Raw genomic sequence first — 20077 nt, 5'->3', positions numbered from 1 at the left:
TCCGGGCGCGATGTCCCGATCGAACAGGAAGCTCGGCGAAAAGCCGGAAACACCTCCGCCGCCGGATCTGGCGCCATCGCTTGCCGATGTGCTGCGCACGCGGTGGAACGCGCTCGGCTCGCAAACACGCCTGCGCGTCAAGCAGGCCGCGCTGGCGGGCGCCGTGGGGGTGCTCGGCTATGCGCTCTACTCGGCCAGCAGCGCGAGTGACGAACCGGAAGCCTCCAAACCGGCGGCATCGACGCTGAACATGGGCGCGGGTCTTCGCGGAGACAGTCTCGAGGAGAAACTGCGCGGCGATTTCAAGAAGGTTCTCGATGACCAGAAGCTGCTGGGCGACCGGCTTGCCGCGATCGAGGAAGGCAAGGCGCCAGGCCAGACCAATGCGCCTGACATTGATGGCGCAGACAGCGACACCGGCGATCTCCCGCGTGCATTGGACGGCGAGGCTCCGGCCTTTCCGCCGCCGCCCGAAGGTATTCCCGACAACATCACGGTCACTCCGCCGCTGCCGCCATCTGCCCCGCCCGCTCCGCCTGTCGAAAAGGTAGTCGGCGCGATCGGCTCGGCGACAAGCCCGGTGATCCCCAAGGGCGCCGAGGGCTCGGCCGCGGACTCGAAAAAAAAGAATCGGACGATCTATTTACCGCCTGGTTTCATGAAGGCGCGGCTCCTGACCGGCGTTGATGCCCTGGCGAGCCGCGATGCGACCTCGAACCCCGAGCCGATCATCGCCCGGGTACAGGCGCCCGCCGTGCTGCCCAATGACGTGAAGGCCAACCTTTCCGGGTGCTTCGTCATCGGCAATGCGACCGGCAGCCTCGCCAAGGAGCGCGTCGAGGTCCAGCTCGTCAGTCTCTCGTGCGTCGACTTTGACGAACATTCCGTGGTCGACCAACCCGTCAAGGGCTTCTTCGTCGATGCCGATGGCAAAAAAGGCCTCTCGGGCCGCGTGGTGACGCGCGCCGGGGCGGCACTGGCAAGAAGCTTCCTGGCCGGAACCATCAGCGGGATCAGCCAGACGGTAGAGAACACCTTCGGCGAGACCTCGACCTCCGCGCTCGGCACGGTCCGCTCGCTCGATGCAGCCGATGCCGCAAAGACCGGCATCGCGGGCGGGCTGTCGAAGTCCTCGGACAAACTCACCGACTTCTATCTCGACCTTGCCCGCCAGGCCGGCCCGATCGTCGAGGTCGGTGCCGCCAAGGATGTGGTCGTCGTCATCCAGGAGGGCGTCGCCCTCGAGATCAAGCCCGGCGCGGGATCGCAGTTCTGATGCCCTGCTTTCCCTCATTACGCCGCTGCTCATCATCCGGAGAAGCCCCCATGCCCCTGCTCCCTGATTGTGCAATGCTGCGGACCACATGCCTGCTGGCACCTGCGCTGATGGCCTTTACAGGCTCGCTTTCCGGCTGCGCCTCGCTCGGGTCGGTCATGTCACCCTACCCGGAAAAGTTCTCCTGCAAGAACCCGGATCACGGCCAGTGCATCCATCCCGAGGCAGCCTATGAGGATGCTCTCGCGGGCCGCGCAGGACGCTCGGATCCCGCCGTGACCAACGACAGGAAGCTGCTGCGCGCCAGCGGCAAGTCCATTGGCAAGCCCGGCAGCGGTGCGCCCGGCACGGCGGGCGCCTTCGCGGGCTACCGTGACAGCGTCTATCGCGAATTGCAGGGCCTGATCGAGGCGCCAGTGACGCCGATGCTCAAATCCGGCGAAACGGTGCGCACGCTGATCCTGCCCTACGCAGACCGGCAGCGGCCCGACCGGCTGTTCATGCCGCGCTATGTCTATTCGATCCTCGAACGGCCCTCCTGGGTCGTGGGCGGATATCTGGTGAAGCCCGTGTCTCCGGCATCACAGCTGCCGGTACTGGGGCAGATCCGCGAGACGCCCGTTGATACCCAGGCCCCCGACAGCACAGGGATTTCGGAACCCGCCGCTGCATCGGAGTCCGGACGATGAACGCGCGTTTCGAAAAGTTGAGCGATCTCAGCTTCGCGGCGCTGCGCCGACAGGTCTCGCGGGACTCCTACTCCGATCACCTGCCGCTGGTCGCCTGGGCCGAAGAGGAAGGCGCGTTCCTCACGATCGACGATGGCTGGGGTTACGCCTGGGAGCTCACACCCAGCGCCTACATGTTCGCCCATGTTCATTCGGCACTGCTGGGCCTCCTCAACATTCATTTCGAGCCGGGCACCGTGCTGCAGATCATCAGCTTTGCCGATCCGCTGGTCGATGATGCGCTTGATGCCTTCCTCGATCTCAAGACCCGCGACGATCCGCTGATCCAGGCCTCCGCGCGGCGTACTTACGATTACCTGCGCGAAGGACGCCATGGGCTCGGCGCGCTTCACGGGATCCCGGTGAGGAATTTCCGCACGTTCCTGGCGGTCAAGACGAGGAAGCCACTGGGCCGTGATCCCAGGCGCCAGATCGAGGAGCAACTGGCAAGGCTAGGGATCGCGCCGATGCCGCCCGAGGTCCTGATGGCTTTCTACCGGCGGGTGTTCAACGGGCTCTTCACGGATGCGCTCGGCAGCTTCGTCAATGGCACGAGCGATGGCGGCGCGCCCCGTCCCTTGCGAAAGCAGATCATCGATGCGGGACCCGACCTGCTCTTCGAGGGACCCGAAGTCTTCCTCGGCGGCCAGATCGCGCGGTGCCTGACGCCCAAAGCGCCCGCCCGGCGCATCACCGCCGAACGCGCAAGCCGGCTGACCGGCGGCATTCGCGGTTCCGCCGAAGACAGCGACCAGATCGGTGGCCCCTTCCTCTATACTCTCAATGTCCTGTTCGATCACAGCGCGTTCGAGATCCACAAGCGCGCGCAGATCCTCTCCGCGCAAAAGGCCGCAGGCTCCTTCGCGGTCGAGGTCGGCAAGCAGATCGAGGAAATCAGCTGGGTGCTCGACGAGGCCGGGAGTAGCCGTTTCGTGCGGGTCATTCCTTCGGTCTGGGTCTTCGGTGAAACACGCGGCCAGGCCCGCGAGATGGCCGCACGCGCGAGGCGCCTGTGGGAAGCCGAACCCCTGCCTTTCATGATGCAGGAGGAAAGCTACCTCAATCCGATCCTGCTGCCGATGAGCCTGCCCTTCGGGCTCTACCCCGACGGCAAGACGCTGCGCATGCTCGAGCGCGATTTCCGCATGCCGGTCAAGGCCGCCGTGCTCATGAGCCCGATCCAGACCGACTTTCGCGGGGGCGGGCGTCCGGCTCTCCTCTACACCGGCCGCAAGGGTCAGCTCATCACGCTCGATCTCTTCGACCCCAGGATCAACAACTACAACTTCATCGTCTCGGCCGAGAGCGGCGCGGGCAAGAGCTTCCTGCTCAACAACCTGTGCCAGCAATACTACGCCTCCGGCGCCCTCATCCGCATCATCGATATCGGCGGTTCCTACCGCAAGCTCTGCACCCTGTGCTCGGGCCGCTACATCGATCTGGGCGAAGAACGCCTCGTCCTCAATCCCTTCGATCTTGGCCTTGCGATCGACGGCGAGGATAAGCAGTCGGCGATCGCCATGGCCGTCGCCATCGTTGCCGAAATGGCCAATGCGGCGACCCGGAAAGGCGTTTCCACCTCGGAATGGAATCTCCTGAAGTCCGCTGTCCAGTGGACGATCGACTCCGGCCGGGCCGAGCGGGGCATCGATGCCGTGCGGGAATGGCTGGGAAGTTATCCGGCCCAGACCCGGACCGATCTCGACAAGGTCGAGCATCTCCTCCCCGTCGCGCGCGAGCTTGCGTTCAACTTGCGCGACTTCGGTTCGGACGGCGCCTACGGCCATTACTTCAACGGGCCATCGACTTTCGACATCTCCAGCGACGAGTTCGTGGTGCTCGAACTCGAGCGCCTCAAGAACATGCCCGACTTGTTCAACGTCGTCGTCATGGTGGTGGTGAACGCGGTCACCCAGGAACTCTACCTCTCGGGCCGCGACCGGCCGCGTTTCGTGCTATGCGACGAGGCCGCGCAGTTCATGACCCGCAGCGACGGCCAGGACCTCTCGCGCCTCGCTGAAGCCTTCGGCCAAGGCTACCGCCGCGCCCGCAAATACCAGGGCAGCTTCGGCATCGTCATGCAGTCGATGAACGACCTGCTGCTCTTCGGCGGCACCGGTCAGGTCATCCTTGAAAACGCCGCGACCCGCTTCCTGCTCCAGGGCTCGACTTACGAAAAGGCGGTCGAGAACAAGATCCTCGATTACTCGCCCTTCGTGCTCGACCTCCTGAAGTCGGTCCGCAACAACAAGCCCAACTATTCCGAAGTCTTCATCGACTCCCCGCTTGGTCTGGGCATCGCCCGACTTGTCGTCGACCCCTTCAGCTACTGGATCAACACCTCGGCGCCGACCGAAGTCGCCGCCTTCGAGGCGCTGATCCGGCACGGCCGCTCGCCGCTCGAAGCAGTCTGCGAGCTCGCCGGTGTCGATCCAGCCGGGATCCTGGGTACACGGCCGCCACTGATCCTCGGCGCCAGCGACGAGGAGGCTGCATGATGCGCACGCGCCGCGCCCATCCCGATCAGATGACGCTCGACTGGAGCAAGGACGCAGAGATAGAGCGGATCATCGAGGCGCGCGTTGCCATCCGCGCCGAGGCGCAAGCCATTCGCTGGCGCTTCCGGCTGATCTTCGTCGAAAGCCTGATGATGGCGGCCCTGGTGCTGGCAGCAGGCTTCACGCTCGGCCAGCCCACGCCCCTGGTCATGCGCGGCGCGTTCCTTGTCGGGATCGCCTGCTTTACCAGCGGCATGCTTCTCATCGTGCTGTCAGGCGTCACCTGCAATGTCCTCGATCGGCTGCGCCGCTGGAGGCGCCGGTGAACATGCACCCGACCAGACATGATCACGCCCGCGCGGTGGCCCTGTTCCAGGCTACAACCGTCGCCACACTGGTGCTGGCATCGGCGCTGGTTGGAGCCAATGCCGATGCCGCGACGTCGACGATCGGGCGCACCTGGCCCATCGCCGAACCCGATGCCCTTTCAGAGATCGAGGCGCGCACCGCCAGGCTGCCTGCCGACATGCGAGCACAATTTGGCCCGCGTTCCACCTGGTCGGCAATGAAGGCGGCGGTGCTAGCGCCCGCCAAGGTCAGCCGCACCCGCAGCGTGGTCCCCTTCTACACGCTCGATACCGAGATCCGGCTTCCGGGCGGCGAGGTCCTCTACCCCAGGGGCTACACGTTCAATCCGCTCGACTATGTGACGCTCCCCCAGCGTCTCGTGGTGGTGCGGCCGCGCGACCTCGATTGGGCGCTCAAGACAGCGGGATTGACGGACTTTATCCTGCTGGCGGCCGGCGACGCGCAGGATGAGGATGCGATTACGCTCTCGGAGCGGTGGGGCCGGCCGATCTTCCTTCTCGAAGAGCGTGTGAAGCAGCGCCTCGGCCTCACCGTCGCGCCCGTCGTGGTGCGCCAGCAAGGCAGGAAGCTCGAACTTACCGAAGTCCGGCTCGATCGCAGGAGGCGGCCATGACGAGCCTTAGCGAGAAAATTCCAGGCTATATTCAATATGCGACGCAACTACGACGAGTATCGTTCATGGTAGCGCCTCGATATCCGTCGCAGTTCGCACGTCGGTGGCGGCGGATTGTCCAAGGCCGCGAAAATCACATCGTGGTCAACAGTCTGCAAAATAGTGCGCTCGCTGCTGTACTCGACACTCTTGGCCTCATTGTCCTCAATCGACGTCATGAGGTTTCAACTCCAAATGCTGGTCGTGTTCCCACCTACTCTCGGTCATTAATTTGTCCAGGTGATGGTGCCCGAAGTGACAAGAATATGGTCACCCGGTTCAACGTCCGATCAAGCGTGATCTGCATTAGTGCTGCTCTCGTTCTGCAGCTCCTGTCTCCCACCCCTGCCCAAGCCTCGTCCTGCCCGGCAGGCACCGTGTTCAATCCGATCACCAAGGTGCGCTGGAACTGCATCTTCCCGATCACGATCGGCGGCGTACGTGTGGGCAGCACCGACAAGCTCTCGCGGCAGCTCGACGCGCAGTCTTCTTCGAAGCCGCTGTGCGCCTGCCGCAAGGGCACCACCTTCTGGTTCGGCGTCAAGGTGAGCTTCTGGTCACCGAACCGCATGATCGATGTGGTGACCGAGCCAGGCTGCATGATGGCGCTGGGCGCCGATCTCATGCCCACCCATGGCCGCCTTCAGGGCAGCCAGAGCTCGATTTCGGATGGGACGAACACGCGCAAGATGTTTGCGCAGATGCACTACTACATTGCGCCGGTCTGGAAGATGCTCGACATGTTCACCGACCTGCCCTGCCTCGAGGACGACGGCTTCGACGTGGCGATGATCACCGAGGTGCTGCCGACCTGGCAATCGGGAACGCTTGGCGCGATCATCCAGCCCGAGGGCATCCTCTTCGGAAATCCCGCCGCGGGCCTTGCCTGCATGGCCGACAGCGCCGCGGCTGCCGCGGGCAAGGTCATCGATCCCCTGTTCTGGTGCATGGGTTCGTGGGGTGCGACCTACCCGATCGCGGGCGACATTCATTTCGATGACAGTGTCGAGGCCTGGGCGGGATTGGCAGCGCGCGGCACGTTCATGATGGGGCGGCTTGGCGCGCTTACCATTTCTTCGGCCGACGGCTGCTCGTTCATCCCCCAGCCCATCTGGACCAAGAGCCGCTACAAGTACCAGCTGATGGAGCCGGTCAAGGGCGGTAGTTGCGTCAATGTCGGGCGGCCTGGCGCGCTGTGGTCATCGGCCAAGCATGCCCCGGGGCAGGACAACGCCCAGTTCATGCTCTTCGAGCAAGTCATCTGCTGCGCCGGAGTGAGCACGCCATGAGCGATCACCCGGCACGCACCATCCTCAAACCTCATTCCGCACGCGGCCCGGTCCCGCAATGGTCTGCCCGCCACAGCCACGAAGGCTGCCGGGACGCGCGCGGAACAGGAGCGGCCTTGCCTGCCCCCCGGCAGGGCCGCTCCACCCCCGGCCGGCACGGCCGATGGCGGATTTCCCGGACGTTCCTCCTCTCAACCGTCCCGGGCTCCGCCTCGGCCGTGCCGGCCAACCTTGCTTCTCACAATTCGGGCAGCGGCAGGTTTGTCTTCAGCGGGCACGGGCAATGAGAGGCTGGTCCCGCCTTGCCGCCAGCACGATCCTGCTGCTCCCCGCCAGCCTCCAGGCACAGAGCGTCGAGGAGCGCGCCAGAACCGCGGCCGGCGCATCGCGCGCGAAGACCGGAAGCAGCGATGTGCTCCTCAAGACCTACGTGACGCCTGCCATGAGCGGAGAGGCCGTGACGACGATTGATGGAAGCAAGACCTTCACGCCCACGATTGCCTGCCAGAAAAGCGCGAAACTGCTCGAAGTCCTGATCCAGCCTTCAGCAACCGGCGACATCGGCCTCGTCCGCGTCTCGCGTGACAAGGACATGGACGGCGCCTTCGATACGACGTCGAACTTGCCCGTTCCGGTCTCGGGCATTTGCGCCAATGGCCTGCTCTCCTGCGATCCCGGCACCTGGGCAAATTGCCGGCCGTTCCGCTGGGACGTGGATGCCGCAAAGGATCTGAAGCTCACCGAGGTCCAGATGCCCGAGCTTGCCGGATGTTACTGCGTCAACAACAGCTGCGGCAGCAATCTCGTCTTCGGCAATCTGGCCACCGTGCTCAAGGACCTGGGCGGCGGCATGGCGGGCGCGCTCACGACAGCCTTCCCGGCAATTGGGGTGGCCAAAGCGCGGATCAACGGCCCCGTCATCGATTATGTCGGGGCGCTGACGACCAGCTGCACGGGTGGCGATACCACCGAGGAGACCGCCTACCGGGATAATCCCGCGGCCATTGGTGGCGATGCCTTCGCGCTCAGCTCCACGAACTCGGTGTTCCAGGCCCTGCAAGGCTCGGCGGCCGGTTCCGGCAAGGCAGAAGTGACGCGGTCCTGCTCGATCAGCCGGGACATCACCATCCGGTCCTGGGATTTCGATGATATTCTTGGCGTTTCCGGCGCGGTCCAGTCAGTGACGAGCTGCGGCACGAACTGCCGCCGCTACCGGATCGGCGGCGACGGCGCCTGCGGAGCCAATCCTCCCTTCTATGCCGCCACGTTCGACGTCCATGAGCCCGATCGGCTGATCTCGGCGCGGATCGTCGAAATGGGCGCCGAAGATTGGGTCCAGGGCCGCGTCAATGGCGTGATCGTAGGCTCGGCCGGCAAGCGTCCCTGGCTTACCGACGGCCTGCCTTCGGGCGACTGCCGGATCAGCGGCAGCGCCTGGTACAACCGGACGAGCATCGACATCACGCCGCAACTCAAGGCGGGTACGACCAGCGTTGCCGCGCGGGTTCGCGCAGGCGGCGGCGGGCGTTGGGGCTACATCGATGTCGAAGTCGAGGCACAGACAGGATGCGAAGTCAGCGAGAGACTGATCGACCTTTGCGCCGCTAATGCCGCTGACGGCAATTGCCGCCTCTACAGCGAGAGCGCCGATGGGGTGGACACGGTCGTGAACGGCGTAGGCACCGGCCTTCGTCCCCTGCCCCAGACCCGCCTTTTCGGAACCGGAGCCTGTACGTTCCAGTTCGCCCGCGACTTCTTCACGCGTGAGCGGCAATACCGCTGCATCGTCGATAGCGCGGCATTGCCCGAGCCCGATCTCAGCCGCGGCGCCTATATCATCGATCATTCGACCGAGACCCTGCTGGCCGATCGCCAGACCGCGACCGATGGCACCGTCACGACTTCAACGCAGCCCTTCGCTCTGCCGGACCGGGGTTCGGTCCCAGCCTGCGAAATGATCTGCAAGACGCGCGCGCCGCGCGCCAATACCGATGCCGCGCCTGACGGCGTCGTCGGCACCAAACAGAACGATCCTGCAGGGTACGACACCTTTTATCACGTCTGCGACAGTGCCAATGTCTGCCCGACCGGCCCCGGTGAAGAGATTGTAAGCGCCTGCGGCTGCCTCGACGATTTTCCCGAGGCGGTGGTCATGATGCAGACCGTGCGGCTCGCAGGCGCGGACATGGTCTGCACGAGCGCCGGGCAATGAGAAGCTCCCCTCTCCTCCTTGCCCTCTTGGCAAGCGCGAGCCTCGCGTTCGCAACACCTGGCCATGCCGATGCGATCTGCGCCGCGGATCTCAATGGTAACGGCGATGCCGCCGATCCCGGCGAGACCGCGAGCTGCCTTGCGACCGTGAGCGGCAGCTGGCTCTGCCCAATCGACGAAGTGCAGTGCGTAGCGGATGCGGCCGGTGCCTACACCTGCCCGCTCGGAGACCAGTTCCCCTGCGAGACACCTGCCGTGGGAGGCGCCCCCGCCTGCTCGCCGCACAGCTGTCTCGATACCGGCGCCACGCCGATTATCGAGGAACCAGCCATGAAAGATCCCGGCGTGCCTGCCGACGGCGAAGTCGATGCGGACGGCAATTGCCTTGCGCAAATCGAGATCTTTTCCGGGCGCGCCATGCGCTGCCGTCCACCAGGTCTTTCCGACACTTTCCAGAATTGCTGCAAGGACAAGGGCAAGATCATCAAGGACGGCATGGGCTCATCCATCTCCTCGATTGGCACCAAGATCGCGGTCGCCAAGGGCGTCTTCACCGGCATGAAGGCCGCCTATACCGCCTTCCAGGCCGGCGCCACGGCAGGCGAAGCCGCCAGCGCAGGCGCGAACGCGCTCATCGTCGGGATCGATCCGACCTCGATCGCGATCAGCCTTGCGGTGAATTTCATGATCGAGGTCCTGCTCTCGGGCTGCGACCAGGAAGACATGGAAACGGGACTGCTGCGCGGCTCGGACATGTGCCACGAAGTCGGGACCTACTGTTCGTCCAAGATCCTGGGCATCTGCGTCCAGAAGGCCAAAGGGCATTGCTGCTTCAATACCCGTCTCGGGCGCATCATCCAGGAACAGGGCCGCCCCCAGCTTATCGCCTTCAACACGATTGGCTGGGGCACGCCCAAAAATCCCTACTGCCGCGGCTTCACCCCTGAAGAGTTCCAGGCCCTCGATTTCTCGAAGATGGACCTCTCCGAATACTACTCGGACATCGAGGCGCGCACCCAGAGCGAGATACAAATCGATATGGAGGAGAGGATCAATGCCTACTTCGCCCTGTAAGGATTTGGCTGATGCCGGGCTGCGAACGGGCATGTTCTGCGCTTCCGGTGCTCACGTACCGAAAGTACGCTCCGCGCCGGTTCTCGAACCTACCCATTCTCGCTCCGGCCTGAGCCAAATCCGCGTTGCTTTAGGCTCAGTGATGTTGGCGTTGACGTTGGTTCACCCAGCTACGGCACAGGACGCGCCGACCACTACGCCACCCGAAGATAGAAATCCGGTGGCGCAGCAGGGTGCGGCGGCCATGGAGCGTCTGAAGGAAGCCGTGAGCCGGCGGAAGGCGGATACCGTATCGGGACCAACCGCGCTTCCCAATCTACCCGACGAACAGCGCCGCCGTGCTTTCGATGGTCTGCGGGCGCGGACACCTTCACCGGAACTGGAGGCGCGGGCACGTCAGGGGCTCGAGAAGGCGCGCGAGGGTGTGACGACAGAGCGCGAGGCCATGGCCAAGCGCATGGCGCAGGCGCTGGGGCTCGATGCTCGCGATGTCGTGGCTGTAGCGGATGCTGTGCAAGCATCCTCAGGCAATAGCTGGGTGCCGGTGCTGTTCGTGTCGTCGTCCATGCCGATTGCGGTATTGCGCACTTACGCAAGCCAGCTTGAGAAAGCAGGCGGGATCATGGCGTTTCGGGGGATGCCGGGCGGGCTGACGCATGTCGGCCCGATGGCGAAACTCTCGGCGCAAATCCTGCGCGTCGATCCGGGCTGCGAAGGCCCGGCCTGCGCGATGCGCGATGTCCAGATCATCGTCGATCCGATGGTGTTCCGCCAGCATGATGTAACGCGCGTACCTGCATTGGCGATGATCCCCGGAAATCCGGCCCAGCCCTATTGCGAGCGCGACGACAATGCGCCGGTGAGCCCGCATGTCATCTACGGCGATGCGGCTCTTTCCGGAATGCTCGGCGAATACGCCCGCCTCGGCGGCAATATGGAGGTGCGCGATGCTGCGGCTCGCCTGGAAAACCGCTAGAGGCGCCTGGCCTGCATTGCGGGATCTGCCGCTGCGCGCCGCCGTGGCGCTGGGTAGCGCGGGGCTCGGTGAACCGGTGCGCCCGGCCCGGCTCTGGAAGGCCTACGCAATCGTCCTTCCGGCAGGATTCCTCGCCTGGTGGGCCATCCCGCAGGTCACCTGGGTCATGAGCCCCTCGATCCCCGCCATCGCGGTGCGCGCCGATCCCGGCCCCATACGCAAGGGAGACTTCGTCATGTTCACCCTCTCGCATCCGCTCGCAGGACCGGAACCTGTCAGCGTGACCAAGGAAGCGCTGTGTCTGCCGGGCGAGAGGATCACCATGGTCGAGAGGCCCTCGATGCACCCTGGAACGCGCGATGGCTGGTACTACTGCAACGGAAAGCTGCTCGGCATTTCCAAGCCTCTCGGCCGCAATGGGCAAGCCCTCACCCACTGGATTCCTGCGGAACCGCTTATTCCCGAAGGCATGATCTACGTTGGTTCGCCCCATCCCGATGGCTTCGACAGCCGCTATTACGGCCCCGTAGCCATCAGCCGCCTCACCCGCATGAGGAAGGTGCTGTGAAGACGCGCGCGCGGCCTTTCCCGCCTCTGCTGGCGACGGTCTTGGCACTGAGCCTGCCGCTTCCCGCCCTTGCGCAGCAAGGGCTCGGGACCCGCGAGGTCAAGCAGGGCTACTGGTGGTATGCGCCGCCCCCCGTGCCCGCAACGGACAGGACAGAAGAACCCGATCCGCTGGCCAAGCCCGTCATTCCCCCCATGGCCGAACTGGCGAGCTGGACACCGCCCCGCATTCGCAAGCTCATCGAGGACCAGCGCGACTATGCCGCGACCGTACTCACGGTCGATGCGGTCGCCGATTTCTGGCGCCTCGAGGACTTCGCCCGCCGCAAGGCGCGCGCCTTCGCCGGGCTCACCCAGATCGCCATGCTACAGAACCCCACACTGAATGCGAAGTCCGCCAACCCGATGGTAGGCGATGCAAGGGCCGAGCTTACCGCACACAAGGACGAGGTCCGCCAGCGCTACTTGCGCGCGCATGCCAGTGAATTCGCGCTCGTGATGTTCTCGCGCACGACCTGCGGTTACTGCCGTGTGCAATGGCCCATCGTCCAGCGCTTCCAGGACGAAATGGGCTGGCAAGTCACACTGATGGACCTCGACCGCCGCCCGGACCTGGGCGCCCGGTTCGGGGTCGAAGTGACACCCACCACCATGATCATTCGGCGCGGTAGCCAGCAGCGCATGGTCATTGCCGCCGGGATCGAGGCTTATCCCAACCTCGCCCAGATGGCCTACCAGGCGGTCAAACTGCTCACTGGCGACATCCGCCCCGAACAGTTCATGACGGGCGCGGGCGAGGAAGGCGGTTTCTTCGATGCCCTTTCCGCGGGCCCCATCGCGGCAAGCGATCCGCGTGCACTGTCCCGGGACCCGGGAATGGGCGATGTTGCTGCGCATGAAGGACTCGGCGAATGAAGAAGGAAGCGCGCCTCCTGCTCCCGGTCATGGCCGCCACCTGTCTCGCCGTGATTGGCCCTGCCACCTGGGCACGGCCTGCGACCCGCGAGGATGCCCGGGCTGCTGCGATTCATCCGGTCGCCAGTACAGTGCAGATGCAAGCCTGGCTTGCGCGCGTGCCTGTCACCCGCGATTTTCCGCCCGACTTTGCCGGATCGCTGCGTGCCTATGCGCCAGCCTTCGTGATCGAAATGAGCACAGCGCAAGGATGCGTGCCGTGCGCCGATCTGTGGGACAGGCTGGGCACGCTGCGACACCACTATGGCTGGCAGATACGCACGCTATCGCGTGAGGATGCCCTGCTGCGCTCGGGGCGGCTTGGCCTGCCCTGGGTCGGCCATCCCGTCGCCTGGGTCCGGCCCGTCGACGATCCGTCCCGCATGGTCCCCATCGCGATCGGCACTGATCATGCAGCCAACCTTGCGCGCAACGCCTGGCTGGCTGCACGCATGCTGACCGGCGTGCGCGCTCAGGTCGGTGTACGCGCGCTGTCCAAGTTCACCGGGATCGTGGGCGCAAGCCCGACATCCCAATTCCATCGCTGAGGGACCGTTCATGGCGGGCAGGTCCCTTCCCCTATCGGCACGAACAGAAAGACGCCCGCCATGGCCAAGTGCTTCTCCCGCCTGAACATTGCCGCAGCCGCGTTGCTCGCCTCGTGCGCGGCAAGCGCGCCAGCCCATGCCCAGAGCTGGGCAGAGACCTGGTTCGACAATGTCACTTATACGAGCCCCGGCAGCTTCGAGGACCAGACACGCGGCTATGTGACGGCGGGTGGGATGTCGGGCCGGGTCGATGTCCACAACGACTATCTCACCAGTATCACCCTGCCCAAGATCAAGGCGGGCTGCGGCGGCATCGACATGTTCCTGGGCGGCATGTCCTTCCTCGATCCCGACTACCTCGTCCAGAAACTGGAAAGCATCCTCCAGGCAGCCCCCGCCGTCGCCTTCCAGTACCTCCTCGAAACCCTGGACGAGAAGATGGGCAACATCATCTCCAAGATGGAAGCTGCAACCAACTTCCTGAACTCAATCCAGGTGAACGACTGCCGGCTCGCCAATCGTATGGTCCAGATCGCCAAAGGCGACGACAATATGTCGGGCATCATCGAGGAGATGACCGGCTACAAATCGGTCAAGGAAGGCTTTGCCAAGAGCTACCAGCAGAGCCGCGAGAAGATCGAGGCCAATGCCAACAACCCGACCGAGGACCTCAAGGACGCGCTCGCCAATTGTCCGGCCGAAGTCACCGAAATCTTCCGGACCGGATCGCTGCTCTCCCATGCCGCGACCCGCGTCGGCGCAGGCGACTGGGCCAGCGTCATGCGTGCGCGGGTGGGCGACGTCTACATGCGCTGGGATGCGGCGGACAAGGTTCCGCTCTTCTCTGCGATCCCGGCCTGCCCCCACCAGGACACCGAAAGCGTCGAGGATTTCCTGACCGGAAAGGTCCAGCGACGTGCGCTCAACATTCCGGCGACCGCTGCCGACTGCTCGGCAGGAACCGGCAAGGGCGCTCTCGAACTGGCGCGCGAGCGCATGGAAGCAATCGCCGGCAAGATCAGATCGCGAGCTGCGCTCACGGCTGACGAGCGCCAGTTCGTCGCCAATATCCGTACCCTGCCCGTCTACCGCTTGCTCGAATGGGGTGTGCGCCAGGGTGTTCCGGACTCCGTGATCGCCGATACCGACGAACTGGTTGCCCTCACCCTCGCCTACCAGATGCTCAACGACCTCACGCGCAGCATCGACTTTGCCGTCTCGAACGCCGAGCGCGGAGCCAATGCGGCAGGCGTGGCCGATGCCGCCAACACCAACTTGTGCCAGACCCGCATTCTCACCAAGGGCATCGAGCAGCTTCGCGGTCTTCGCGAGGAAGTGCTGCGCCAGCGCGCGCAGATGCGCCAGAGCTACATGGCAGCGCTTAATGCCGCCAACCTCTCTGCCAACTACGCCGGGCTCATCCGCCAGCGCGACCGCGATGCGCGCGATGCCGCGGGCGCTGCTGCGGCCCCGGGCCGGTGAGGCGAGCCATGACCCAGCATTCCCTTGCCCGCACCGTCTCCGGCCTTCTCACTGCCCTGGCTTTGAGCCTGATCGCAACACCGGCCCTGGCGGTCGATACGAGCTTCTACACTTATGATGGCTTTGCCGAAACGGTCGATGCCTTCCGGCTTGTCTCGATGATCTTTGCCGACCCGCGTTACAAAACGCTGGTCGTGATCATTGCGGTGGTCGGCATTGCGCTCGGCGCCGTGATAGCCAGCGTGCGTGGGCAAGGAATGGGCCTTGTTGCTTTCGGCTTCCAGATCCTGGTGGGCGTGGGTCTCTTCGTGGGGCTGATTGCCTCGACCGGAACGGTCCATGTCTACGACAAGGTGCGCAACGCCTATCAGCCCGTGGGCGATGTGCCCAATCTCCTGGTCCTGGTGGCGGGCGTCACCAACCTGATGGAGCGCTCGCTCGCCGAGACCATCGACGACAACACGCTTGATCCCAATGCCAAGCTCGAGTTCGGGGCGGGCGGACATAGCTTCGATCTCTTCCTCAACGCCGTTTCGCCCAATGGCCCGATGACCGACAGCTTCCTCGATGCAACGATCAAGGACTATCTGCGCCAGTGTTATCCGGTAGCACGAGTCTCCGCCTCCTACCCTGTCGACGATGACCAGTTGTTTCGCACGGCAACCGACCTTCCTGCCACCTTTGCGGCCATGGCCGGCCCATCGACGTTCAGCACGGTTTACACTGCCGCCGACAAGGGCGGCACCACGGTCAGTTGCACCGAAGCCTGGGACCATATCCACACGCGGTTGTCCGACCCTACCCTGTTCGAGGACTATACCCGGCAGGTCTGCGAGCGCACCGGCTATGATGTAGCCGATGCCGCCCAGCTTGCCCGCTGCCGCTCGCGGATTGGCGATATGGGGCAAATGATGATGGGAACGCCGCTTGTCCTCCAGAGCTTCATGAGCGATTTGCTGCTCGGCAATGCAGTGGGCGATGTGCTCTTCGAGGACAGTCCCGCGGCAGCAGCACGGGTCATGGCCAACCGGGCGATCGTCTCGAATGGCCTTGCGACCATGTCGGTTGCCAACGAGTGGATGCCGACTATCAGGGCCACTGTCTTTGCCATCATGCTCTTCATGGTGCCGATCGCCCTGCTCTTCGTGCTCACTCCGATCAACTTGCGCGTGGCGAGCTTTGCGGTCGGGCTCTTCGTATTCGTCGCGCTGTGGGGTGTGATCGATGCCGGCATCTACCAGCTAACGCTGGGCCGGGCGATGGAAGTCCTCGCACAGATGCGCAGCAATGCCGTTGCCGCCAATGCCTGGATGCTGGCGCCCTCGGCTGCCATGAAGGCTCTCGCCATCTTCGGAACCTTTCGTACCGCAGCCGCGGGCCTTGCTGGCGCCTTCGTCTTCACCGTGTTCCGTTTCTCCGGAAACGTGTTTTCCAGCTTCACCGGCGGCGCGCTCCAGACCCAGGGGTTGGGTTCCGCAGCAGCAGCCCCGATGGCGACGCGCGAGGGCTATGCCTCGGCACTCGAGGCTCAGGCCTCCGCAGGCGGGACGATGGCACGGCGCAACGCGACCTCGAGCTTTGGTGATTTTGGCGAGCGCTCAACTTTTGGAGCTAACCGCTCCTTTGGCGCGGCGGACACGGTCCTTGCCGAAACCGGCAGCGGCGCGCCCGGTGTCCCCGCCTTCGGGATGGGCGCGATTGATGCATCTCGCGAACTTGGCGGGATCGCCCCAGCCCTTGGCAGCCGAAGTCTCGCAGACCCGGCGGTCGCGCGCGCGGTGCGTGCCAATGCGACGACCGCGGCGATCCATAACTTTGCAGAAAAGGATACCCTGCGCAGCTTGGGAACCGGCTATTTTGGCGCGGGCCAGTCCGGCGAGAAGGCCTTCGCCGCCTTCGCGCAGAACATGGTGCAGTGGAAGGCCTTCGGTGACGAGCGTGCCTATGCGATGATGTTCCAGGGTGCTGCCCGGCATTTTGAGCGCGGCGGCTATTCGCGGGCGGACGCGGAACTGAAAGCGTCGGGCGTCATTGGCGAGGCCGGGGCCGATCCCACCTTCGCCAAGCTCATCGCCAATGCCTACGAGCAGGAGCAGATGCTGCAGAACGACCTGACCGGCGCGCAGGTGCAGGCGGGCGCCATGCAGGGCCGGCGCGATTACGCCGGGGATCGCGTGGCCGAAGTGGAGCGCGGCAATGTCTCCGCCGAACAGGCCTGGAGAACAGGGACCAACGAAGGGCATCGCACGGCAGCTTCCATGCTTGGCCTTCCTCTCGATGAAACCAGCCGCCGCATCGCGTTCATCAATGCTCTCTCGGGCGAGGCGCGCTCCTCTGCCATCACCCAACTCTCCCGCGCTACGGGCCGTAATGAGGCTCAGGTCCTACGCGCGCTCGAAACCTACAATGCTGCTGTATCGGTCGGCACGGCCGACGGGGCGAGCGCCGAGGCGGCACGGGAGGGGACCAGCGTTTACGGCCGCACCCGCGAAGCAGCAGGTTACGACTTTGCCGAACGGTCCGGCAAGCTCGATGCCCAGCGGGAGGTAGGGCCCGATGGAACCCGCAGTGCTTCGCGCATCGGTGAGCAGAGGCGGCAGGCTGAGAATTTTGGCTACGCCGAGGGAGCAGCTGCAGCTGGAACCTCGGTACGGCAAGCAGCCCGGCTCGACAGCTTCATCCAGGCGCTGCGGCAGACCTCGGGCAATCAGGTCGACATGGCAGAGGGCGGCGCTGAAGGTATCGCCGACCGGGCGCGCAACGAGCGCCTCACCCGAATTGTCGACAACGAACGGCTTACCCGCATGCAGAAACTGCTTAGCGATCACGGCATCAAGCTGACCAAACGGCAGATCGCGATGGATCAGAACGGGGATTTCAGTGTCAATCTCACGCCCCGGACGGCTGCGGCCATGTGGCGCGGCGGACTGATCAACGAGAGCCAACTTGGCGCGATTGCCAATGGGGGTACGGCCCGTTTCTCCTTCGCGCACGACGATGTTCTGGTTTCCAGTAGCACCGGCTTCAGCCAGTCGGCCCGCAGCGATACCAGCACGCGCTTCGAGGCTGGCAAACAGGCCGGGCCCGATACGATCGAGCATTTCCTCGGCGGCGGGAAGCAGGGCCACGAGGCCATGGCCAATTGGCTGCGTGGCGGGTTCGAGATGGATCGGCATGGGAACTGGCGGTTGAAGCCGCAGGTGGCCGATACGCTGCAGCGCGATGTTCAGGCAATCATGGCGCAGACGGGATGGACCCGGAGCATCGATCGCTCTGCGCAGGATCAAATTTCCATGGGAACTGACCTAGGTGCTTCGGTTTCAGCATCTGTCAGTCGAGGCGGCGGAACAGCCGGCAAAGGAGGAAAGGCGTCCGGTAGCTCAGTCGCGGGAGGCGCGAACGCAAGCCTTGGCTTCAAGAGTTCGGATCGCGGTATTTCAACGGAATCCGCTAGCGCAAGGATGGACATCGTGAACTACGATGTCCGCGCAGCCATTGCAGGCGCAGAGCGCGCTGCGTCTAAATCTCACAATCCTGCCAGCGACTTCTCCAGGGAATTGAGTCAGCGAATTCTCGGAGATCGCGGCTTGCGCAATCGTTACCTTGAACAGGCCGATTCCGGTCGCGGGACGGCGGATATAACCGGCCCAATGACTTCATTGGAACAGTCCTCCGTCCTGCGCACCGGTCGCTTTTCCACCGATCTGGACAAGGGGCCGTTCGACGGAGACCCAAGTTTCAAGGAACGCCGGGACAAGTGAAAGCGCATTAATTGCGGTGAAAATGCTGCCAGTGCAGACCTGAGCGAGGATCGAGTGGGTCGGACGCCGGATCACTGTATCCCCCGACCGAGAGCTCGGGAAACATCTGTTCGTGCGTCGGCTCAACGAATTCCCAGTCGCTTGCGGCGAACCAGGCCTGCGCAAATCCGATCCCGAGAATGAGCAGTGCCGTCATCGGAAAGAACAGCAGATTAAGGTAACCGGCGAGCGCGCTGGTGTAGAAGCTTTCTAGCGATGGCACATAGAACGACGCCCATTTACCCGCCCAGTAGACGGCGATGCCTGCCCACCACATTTTGGCCTGCCATGGCCGCCATAGCCAAGCGGATGCTTTTGGCTTGGAAGTGCCATCAGTCGCGTGATTTTCCGTGCCGTTACTTGGATCGTTCGCGGGTTCCACAGGGGGATCCTTTCCTTTTGCGATCCTACCATCAATCGGCCGCAGGGAAAACCGGATGTCGAAATGTTGAGCCTGCAATTCCTGCCACATGACCGCGCCTCCTGCGCAATGGCATTTCGCGGCGCCCTCCCTTCCCTCCTGATATTCCGCCAATCAGCTTTGAGCGGCTCGAAAAGAGCATTTCAGTCAGGTAGAGCCCTAGTGGGTAGGCCGATTGGACGGATCTCGATGGCAAATCGTTCCTAATCCAGTCCGGCTCAACCGCTAAGTTCTGCAATTGCGCGCTCAACCAACTGAAAATTGCGTCTGCGAAAGTAGACTTTTTTGGCGACTGTTTCCGCAGGTGTCTCGAGTGCAATCATCTGGCCGCGCACGTCAGAGGAACGTGCCGGTTCGCACACGATACTCTGGACACACATGAAGTCGATCTCGCCCGGGTCCAGATAGGCAAGTTTCAAGACGCCTATGCCGTCGGCGTCGTAACGGTCAGGCCGCCTTCCGGTCGACCGCGTGAGCCGCACCAGACCGTTTGGCGCCACATTCCTGATGCCCGAAGCTCAGTTCCTGATGATATACACAGGGACCGGAATCGCCCACATGCACGGCATGATCAACCAGCTTGTGGTTCACGGAACTTCGAAGGGCAGAACGCGGCAATTCTATCGCGGCCGAACACGCCGCGAACTACCTTATCTCGCGGAATTCGAACAACTCGCGATAGATGGAAAGATCATGCTGTCGACCGCACTGTCCCGTGAACCCTACAAGCCGAAACGCTATGCGCAGGATGCACTCTTGGAGGCGATGCGGACCGAGGGCCGCCTGCCCTTCGAAACCTACTGAATTTCGGAACGCGTGACGGCCCTTAGATCTGGCACCGCAGGCATCCCGCCGGAGCTTAAAACAAACACTTGTTTTTCTCCAGCGAAGCAGCTAGACGGCACACTCAGGCACAACGCCATAAATCTAGGGAAAGGGAGTCTTATGAGGCTAAAGAGATGGATCGCCCACGAGGCATTGCTTGGCAGCTGCGCTGTCATAGCGATCGCCTCTTCGCCGACAGCGACTTGGGCGCAGGAGACTAATTCGGCGGAATCGACCGATAGCACTCAGGACATCATTGTGACTGCCCAGCGCAAGGAAGAAAAGCTGTCGCGCGTCCCGGTGTCCGTCGTGGCATTCGGCGCCGAGGCGCTGCAGGACCGCAACATCACCAGCGAACAGGACATGGGTACGCTCGTCCCCGGACTCCAGGTCAAGAACGGCCAGAA

At 63.8% G+C, this 20077-nt stretch carries 17 protein-coding genes; 15 read left to right on the top strand and 2 right to left on the bottom strand.

Translation table 11 applies throughout. The annotated features are described in order from the left end of the window. Nucleotides 1–10: 10 nt before the first annotated feature. The 14 genes from NN5_RS18000 (at nt 11) to NN5_RS17935 (ending at nt 18385) form a co-directional block, all read left to right on the top strand. Complete coding sequence (locus tag NN5_RS18000; protein WP_067736542.1) at nt 11–1276, top strand: TraB/VirB10 family protein; 1266 nt, start codon at nt 11–13, stop codon at nt 1274–1276. Between the two features lie 50 nt (nt 1277–1326). Then, nucleotides 1327–1965 carry a TraV family lipoprotein gene (locus tag NN5_RS17995; protein WP_067736494.1) on the top strand — a complete coding sequence of 213 codons (639 nt, stop codon included), beginning with the start codon at nt 1327–1329 and terminating at the stop codon, nt 1963–1965. Beyond that, nucleotides 1962–4502 carry a TraC family protein gene (locus NN5_RS17990; RefSeq protein WP_067736490.1) on the top strand — a complete coding sequence of 847 codons (2541 nt, stop codon included), beginning with the start codon at nt 1962–1964 and terminating at the stop codon, nt 4500–4502. Before NN5_RS17995 ends, NN5_RS17990 begins: the two co-directional genes overlap by 4 nt. Continuing rightward, a complete protein-coding gene (locus tag NN5_RS17985; RefSeq protein WP_067736540.1) occupies nt 4502–4828 on the top strand; it encodes a hypothetical protein in 327 nt (108 codons plus the stop codon). Before NN5_RS17990 ends, NN5_RS17985 begins: the two co-directional genes overlap by 1 nt. Nucleotides 4829–4830: 2 nt before the next feature. Then, nucleotides 4831–5484 carry a conjugal transfer protein TraW gene (locus NN5_RS17980; protein ID WP_067736487.1) on the top strand — a complete coding sequence of 218 codons (654 nt, stop codon included), beginning with the start codon at nt 4831–4833 and terminating at the stop codon, nt 5482–5484. A 305-nt stretch (nt 5485–5789) separates the two neighbouring features. Next, nucleotides 5790–6812: a TraU family protein gene (locus NN5_RS17975; RefSeq protein WP_067736485.1), complete on the top strand. Its 1023-nt coding sequence runs from the start codon at nt 5790–5792 to the stop codon at nt 6810–6812. A gap of 283 nt (nt 6813–7095) precedes the next feature. Beyond that, nucleotides 7096–9024: a hypothetical protein gene (locus NN5_RS17970; protein WP_067736482.1), complete on the top strand. Its 1929-nt coding sequence runs from the start codon at nt 7096–7098 to the stop codon at nt 9022–9024. After that, a complete protein-coding gene (gene traN / locus NN5_RS17965) occupies nt 9021–10097 on the top strand; it encodes a conjugal transfer protein TraN (protein ID WP_084385027.1) in 1077 nt (358 codons plus the stop codon). The genes NN5_RS17970 and traN overlap by 4 nt, the downstream gene beginning before the upstream one ends. A gap of 220 nt (nt 10098–10317) precedes the next feature. Then, nucleotides 10318–11073 carry a type-F conjugative transfer system pilin assembly protein TrbC gene (locus NN5_RS17960; RefSeq protein WP_306305115.1) on the top strand — a complete coding sequence of 252 codons (756 nt, stop codon included), beginning with the start codon at nt 10318–10320 and terminating at the stop codon, nt 11071–11073. Next, nucleotides 11045–11641: a S26 family signal peptidase gene (locus tag NN5_RS17955; RefSeq protein ID WP_067736475.1), complete on the top strand. Its 597-nt coding sequence runs from the start codon at nt 11045–11047 to the stop codon at nt 11639–11641. Before NN5_RS17960 ends, NN5_RS17955 begins: the two co-directional genes overlap by 29 nt. Further along, a complete protein-coding gene (locus tag NN5_RS17950; RefSeq protein ID WP_373280347.1) occupies nt 11638–12555 on the top strand; it encodes a conjugal transfer protein TraF in 918 nt (305 codons plus the stop codon). Before NN5_RS17955 ends, NN5_RS17950 begins: the two co-directional genes overlap by 4 nt. Then, nucleotides 12552–13142, top strand: a complete 591-nt coding sequence (locus NN5_RS17945; RefSeq protein WP_067736472.1) for a hypothetical protein — start codon at nt 12552–12554, stop codon at nt 13140–13142. Before NN5_RS17950 ends, NN5_RS17945 begins: the two co-directional genes overlap by 4 nt. Before the next feature lie 60 nt (nt 13143–13202). Next, complete coding sequence (locus NN5_RS17940) at nt 13203–14624, top strand: conjugal transfer protein TraH (RefSeq protein ID WP_067736469.1); 1422 nt, start codon at nt 13203–13205, stop codon at nt 14622–14624. Nucleotides 14625–14632: 8 nt separating this feature from the next. Then, complete coding sequence (locus NN5_RS17935) at nt 14633–18385, top strand: conjugal transfer protein TraG N-terminal domain-containing protein (protein WP_067736466.1); 3753 nt, start codon at nt 14633–14635, stop codon at nt 18383–18385. 7 nt (nt 18386–18392) lie between these two features. Here the strand turns inward: NN5_RS17935 and NN5_RS25960 are convergent, their stop codons facing one another. Together NN5_RS25960 and NN5_RS17925 are read right to left on the bottom strand one after the other, a co-directional pair. Beyond that, nucleotides 18393–18896: a hypothetical protein gene (locus NN5_RS25960; protein WP_157081204.1), complete on the bottom strand. Its 504-nt coding sequence runs from the start codon at nt 18894–18896 to the stop codon at nt 18393–18395. 167 nt (nt 18897–19063) lie between these two features. Further along, entirely contained in the window at nt 19064–19264 is a 201-nt protein-coding gene (locus NN5_RS17925; protein ID WP_157081203.1) for a hypothetical protein, read from the bottom strand. A gap of 88 nt (nt 19265–19352) precedes the next feature. Here NN5_RS17925 and NN5_RS17920 point away from each other — a divergent pair, with 88 nt between their 5' ends. Further along, the gene (locus NN5_RS17920; RefSeq protein ID WP_067736455.1) at nt 19353–19649 is read left to right on the top strand and encodes a ferredoxin reductase domain-containing protein; all 297 of its coding nucleotides are present in this window, start codon (nt 19353–19355) and stop codon (nt 19647–19649) included. Nucleotides 19650–20077 lie beyond the last annotated feature (428 nt).

The organism is Novosphingobium naphthalenivorans NBRC 102051 (genome assembly GCF_001590985.1).
GTDB lineage: Bacteria > Pseudomonadota > Alphaproteobacteria > Sphingomonadales > Sphingomonadaceae > Novosphingobium > Novosphingobium naphthalenivorans.
Note: the sequence above shows the minus strand (reverse complement) of the source record. Positions and strands in the feature narration are given on the sequence as shown.